Genomic DNA, 4,532 nt, shown 5'->3' on the forward strand with positions numbered 1-4,532 from the left:
TTCAGCGGAAAAGTTGAAATCACGCATATTAAACACATTGTCACCAGCAGCCGTCTTTGCTGCTTTGATCAACGCAACAAAGCTTTCCCTTATTGTCTCTCTCGGATGCATAAAAGTTCCTGTTATTTAAAATTTATTCTTTCTTTGCGGATGGTATCATGATATGATACGTAAAAGAATGAATAAAGGTGATTTGGTGATTGAATCTTTTGCAGATAAGCGATGTAAAGATCTTTTAGAAGGGAACCCACCCAGAGGTTTTCCTACAACTCTAGTGCGTATCGCCCAAAGAAAATTGTTTATGCTCGATAAAGCAGTTGATCTCAAAGATTTGCGTAGTCCTCCGGGAAATCGCTTAGAAGCATTGAAAGGGGAACGTAAAGGTCAATATTCTATTCGTATTAATGACCAGTTTCGTATTTGTTTTGAATGGCGTTCCAATGGCGCCTATGAAGTTGAAATCGTAGATTATCATTGATTTTCAGGAGGTCGAAATGAGAAATTATAGTGCAATACATCCCGGAGAAATTTTACGGGAAGAATATTTAAAAGAATATGCTCTTTCTGCTTATGCCCTTGCAAAAGCCTTGAATGTTCCACGTACGAGGATAGAACGGATTGTTGCTGAAAAAAGTCCAGTGACTCCTGATACAGCACTAAGATTAGCCTATTTTTTTGATACAACAGCTGAATTTTGGCTTAACATGCAAGCTGCTTACGACGTTAGTATATTACAAACTGAAAAAGCAGATGAATTTTCCAAAATCAATAAATTTGAATGTAGAGTTTAATAACCTCCCCATTTTTGATAACGGGGAGGGGGCATGTTTTACTTAAGCAACCTTTTTAATGGGGTTCTCCAAATTCGGCTGGTAAGTTTTCAATAAAGGATCTATAGCTGCGGGAAACTCTGAAGCTCCAAAGTCTGTAAGAACTGCTAAAATCTTTGTAATATTTGGTACGTCATCTTTAAGTTTTAAAATCAAAGCTTTCTCTACCATGCCCATAACCTCAACTAAATTATTACAATCTTTATCTCCAAGTCCTGGATGATTAGAAAATTGAGATAGCGCCATCCACAAATCGCATAAAAAATCAACACTGGTATTCATTGCACACCTCCATGGATTTGTTCTCTTAAGCAAGCCAATCCTCTAGATGTGATTTTTGTTGAAGGGAGCACTTTTTCTGTACCATCGGGTCTTTGAATAGTAATAGCAGGGCAATCCATGAGACCTTTCTTGATCTTATCCTGATAGGGTAACAAAGGACCACCTGGAGCCCGTCGATAGACCCAATCATGTTTACGCAAATAATCGGTTAGATCTTTTGGTCGTACCTCTAACATCTTTGCAGATTCAATCAAACCAAACAGACCATCAGAGCGTTTTAAACCATCAAGCGCCTTTGCCTTGGGTTCTAACTCAGCAATCACATGGTCTTTCTGCTCGATTTGACTTTGCAAGTGATTCAAGAAACCAATCATTGCTTGAGGACTTGAGTAGTCAATCTGAGATGTTGCCACTTGTGCTTCCAGTGCTTGCCAACGATCTATGATTTTAGCTCGTAAAGCAGTGCTGTAACCTGAGACGAGAATAAGGCATTCGCGTTTGGGGAGATGGTAGCAAGGTTGTACCTTACCTTGTTTATTCAAATAGGACCCCCAAAATTTGGGGAGTCCCCCTTTAAGGTATAGTTCACTTAACATTTTACTAATATCGCGTCTTACATGATCGTGTCTTTTTTCACATAACTCAGCGATTTCACAGCTAGACATAGTTTGAGTGGTAGCACTATTAACAGTGCTTTGATTAGTTTCCATAAGAGTGTTCATGTGAACTCCTTGGTAATAAAGTTTTTGATTCAACACTCTAAGTAAGAGTGCTGGGTGCTCAAAAACACGGTACCAAGTCCGTCGTTACGCTTTCCCCATGAGGGTATTGTATAGCATAACCACACCCGACAATGCATTATATGCGTGTAACATACAATGAGTCAAAGCCTTTACATGTGCGGAAAACTGATTATTTCGGTAATCAACCTGCTAGATGTTTTAAGGTGTTTTCAGGCACCTGATTCGACAATGGATATATTGGTGCCATCTTGTCAAGAAAGAAAAACATAGTATTGCATGTATAGGCATAGCTTAAGAACATTATTTCTTTTTCTTGTTAGCAGCATATTCTTGGCGTTCAAGTTGTCTCTGTATATTTTTGATTAATCTCTCATTGGCATATTGTGCAATAGTATTTGCAATTTCTGGCTTGGACATTACCCCAGCAATTGAGGGATCTTCTTGTTTTGCAATGGGGAATTGATCAGCATCGGCTCTTTGAAACACATTGTTCCCCATTTTTAATTCAACACGCTTTGGAAATTTTCCTCCTCGAATAAAAGCATGGGGTAAGATTTCTTGCTTGCCAAACATTGTATAAGCCACACCGTGTTTTGTTTCTCTTACTTTTTTAAAAAATTTAAGAGGTATCGGTGTTCCAGAGCCAATGATATCTGTCTCGAGAAGCTGTGTTGTAGCCTTTCCTTTAATATAAACGCCTCGCTTGATACGCTTTGATTGGGCTGATGTAAGATCAGAAATTTCCTTTTCAGCAAAGCGTTCCACTTGTTTTGCTGCGGTATTTACAGCATTACGCAAAGCCCAATTAAGGCGTGGTGCTTGAAGATTTGTAAAGGTATCCTTTACTTGCTGAAGATACCATTTTTGGTGGATAATTAATTTCAACTTCTAAGCCTTTTTGGGGGCAGATGTTGCTGGCTTAGAAACTTTAGATGTTTTGGTTTGTTTGGATATGGTTTCCTCTACCACTGCTTTAGTTGATGTTTGACCATTTTCATTTTCTTCTTTTTCAATTGTCTTATCAGGCTTTGCATTTGTTTTGCTTTCAACAAAAGGTTTTGCAGCATTGGCACGCTTGAGACGAGCATAGAGTTGATTGGAAACCTCAACGAAAGGAATATTTTGTGTAGAAGGTTCAAAACGAACGGTGCTTTTATTGTCGCCAACGACACACATTGGTTTAGTGATGACAGCTTTCATTATTGCTCCTTTTATGGAATGATTTAATGACATCATGCGTCAAATATTGCTTTTTACGATTTGAGAAAATGGACAAGCCAGAATTGCCGAGAAAACCGGGATTTTAGCCATGTTTCAGGTATATATTTTACTAAATTTTTGGGGAATATTTTTGAATTTAGACGCAATACAACTAGTGCAGTATCGTCATTAAATACGATTTTTTACACGATGTCAACAGAAAAAATCATAATCTAGTATTTTTTTACTTTTTTTGATCAAAATCTGGTGTTTTTAGAAACAAAATGGCATATGTTGATGCACTCAAAAAGCAAGAAACTCTAAATATTAAGCTCGTGACGCGCTGCTGTTGCCAAAAAAGCAGATCTTGTTAAGCCTCTTTCTTGTGCACAATCATCAATGGCACGTAAAAGTCCTCGTTCAATAGATATATTCGTACGTACCACTTCAGCATCATTTTCAATAAAGGGGACTTGTATTAAAAAAGCTCCTTCTGCCAAAGCTGTTTTGATAGATTGTCGTTGTATGACTTCTTCAAATTTTAAGGGCATAGGCACTGTATCGATATCTTCACAATAAAGTTGAAGAGCTTCAGTTGCATTTGTGATGAGATTTTTTTCTTCATCGGCAGCAGAAAAAAGCCCTTCAAAGTCAGGAAACTGAACACCAAAAGCAGAATCTTTATCTTTATGAACAAGAGCAAAAAATCTTTTCATTCTTCTTCTCCTTTTTTTAACCAGCTTGCTTGTTGTGCAATAGAACGTGCTGTACCAATTGGAAGATTTTTTTAGGACGTGGGACAATAACAACCTTACCATCTTTTTTTAATTTATGATGAGAACCTCTCACTTTCATAAGTTCAAAACCATCACGTTTTAATTTTGCAATGATTTTTCGGCTATCTTGTTCCATTATCTAAACTCATCATGTGTAAATATATACACATTTTAATTGATCTCTTATCTGATGTCAATTCTTTGTTTAATGGTTGAAGTGTTTGTGAAGCGCATCAAGCACACTATGCAGTGAATTCACAAGATGCGGTAGCATTTGGTCTTCTATAATAAGATATTGTATTGCTGCATAAAGATTATACTGTCGATTTAAAGCCTGTGTTTCTCTTACCACTTCTTGCATGCTTAAAAACTGTTCGATTGCAAATTCAACCCATTTCTCTCTTGCTCTATCATCAGAAGTTGTAGGCATTTCATCATAAACAGCATTAGGTAACGCTTTTGCACAGAGGTAATTGTTTTTCACTTCAAGATATTTTTGTGCAGCCTCATACTGATCTTGAGTAAGTTGACCTTGTAAATAAAGCCGCCCGATATAGGTACCAGCAAGCGGATTTTTGGCATCTTGTAGTGTCAAACCAAAGCGTTTAGCACGCATTTCTATAGCCAGTTTATCAATAGGTTCACGCGGTGTTTTGGCTCTTGAGATGCGTCCATTTGGTTCTCTTACACATCCCTTAATC

8 protein-coding genes and 1 pseudogene are annotated in these 4,532 nt (G+C 37.5%); 2 read left to right on the forward strand and 7 right to left on the reverse strand.

The genetic code is table 11. The features are described from left to right. Positions 1-163: 163 nt before the first annotated feature. Together AC0QT4_RS08500 and AC0QT4_RS08505 are read left to right on the forward strand one after the other, a co-directional pair. On the forward strand, positions 164-478 hold the full coding sequence (locus AC0QT4_RS08500) for a type II toxin-antitoxin system RelE/ParE family toxin (RefSeq protein ID WP_254771026.1): 315 nt from the start codon (positions 164-166) through the stop codon (positions 476-478). A gap of 16 nt (positions 479-494) precedes the next feature. Then, positions 495-791, forward strand: coding sequence for a HigA family addiction module antitoxin (locus AC0QT4_RS08505; RefSeq protein ID WP_473201248.1), 297 nt, complete (start codon positions 495-497; stop codon positions 789-791). Between the two features lie 42 nt (positions 792-833). Here AC0QT4_RS08505 and AC0QT4_RS08510 read toward each other — a convergent pair whose 3' ends face one another. From AC0QT4_RS08510 to AC0QT4_RS08540, 7 genes and pseudogenes are all read right to left on the reverse strand, one after another. After that, a complete protein-coding gene (locus AC0QT4_RS08510) occupies positions 834-1,112 on the reverse strand; it encodes a hypothetical protein (RefSeq protein WP_473201249.1) in 279 nt (92 codons plus the stop codon). After that, positions 1,109-1,834 (reverse strand): phage antirepressor KilAC domain-containing protein, encoded by a 726-nt coding sequence (locus tag AC0QT4_RS08515; protein ID WP_473201250.1) that lies wholly within the window; start codon positions 1,832-1,834, stop codon positions 1,109-1,111. Before AC0QT4_RS08515 ends, AC0QT4_RS08510 begins: the two co-directional genes overlap by 4 nt. Positions 1,835-2,155: 321 nt before the next feature. Continuing rightward, positions 2,156-2,740 carry a hypothetical protein gene (locus AC0QT4_RS08520; RefSeq protein WP_473201251.1) on the reverse strand — a complete coding sequence of 195 codons (585 nt, stop codon included), beginning with the start codon at positions 2,738-2,740 and terminating at the stop codon, positions 2,156-2,158. A 3-nt stretch (positions 2,741-2,743) separates the two neighbouring features. After that, positions 2,744-3,055, reverse strand: a complete 312-nt coding sequence (locus AC0QT4_RS08525; protein WP_473201252.1) for a hypothetical protein — start codon at positions 3,053-3,055, stop codon at positions 2,744-2,746. Between the two features lie 320 nt (positions 3,056-3,375). After that, positions 3,376-3,771, reverse strand: coding sequence for a type II toxin-antitoxin system HicB family antitoxin (locus AC0QT4_RS08530; RefSeq protein WP_473201253.1), 396 nt, complete (start codon positions 3,769-3,771; stop codon positions 3,376-3,378). Continuing rightward, positions 3,768-3,967, reverse strand: a pseudogene (locus AC0QT4_RS08535) (type II toxin-antitoxin system HicA family toxin). Before AC0QT4_RS08535 ends, AC0QT4_RS08530 begins: the two are co-directional and overlap by 4 nt. 69 nt (positions 3,968-4,036) lie before the next feature. Further along, positions 4,037-4,531, reverse strand: coding sequence for a hypothetical protein (locus AC0QT4_RS08540; RefSeq protein ID WP_473201254.1), 495 nt, complete (start codon positions 4,529-4,531; stop codon positions 4,037-4,039). Position 4,532: the final 1 nt, after the last annotated feature.

It is taken from the genome of Bartonella sp. EBT8 (assembly GCF_055796165.1).

Bases quoted from the DNA above. Each gene is read 5' to 3' on its own strand.
- AC0QT4_RS08500 (WP_254771026.1), top strand. From the start codon at position 164: ATGATACGTAAAAGAATGAATAAAGGTGATTTGGTGATTGAATCTTTT.
- AC0QT4_RS08505 (WP_473201248.1), top strand. From the start codon at position 495: ATGAGAAATTATAGTGCAATACATCCCGGAGAAATTTTACGGGAAGAA.
- AC0QT4_RS08510 (WP_473201249.1), bottom strand. From the start codon at position 1,112: ATGAATACCAGTGTTGATTTTTTATGCGATTTGTGGATGGCGCTATCT.
- AC0QT4_RS08515 (WP_473201250.1), bottom strand. From the start codon at position 1,834: ATGAACACTCTTATGGAAACTAATCAAAGCACTGTTAATAGTGCTACC.
- AC0QT4_RS08525 (WP_473201252.1), bottom strand. From the start codon at position 3,055: ATGAAAGCTGTCATCACTAAACCAATGTGTGTCGTTGGCGACAATAAA.
- AC0QT4_RS08530 (WP_473201253.1), bottom strand. From the start codon at position 3,771: ATGAAAAGATTTTTTGCTCTTGTTCATAAAGATAAAGATTCTGCTTTT.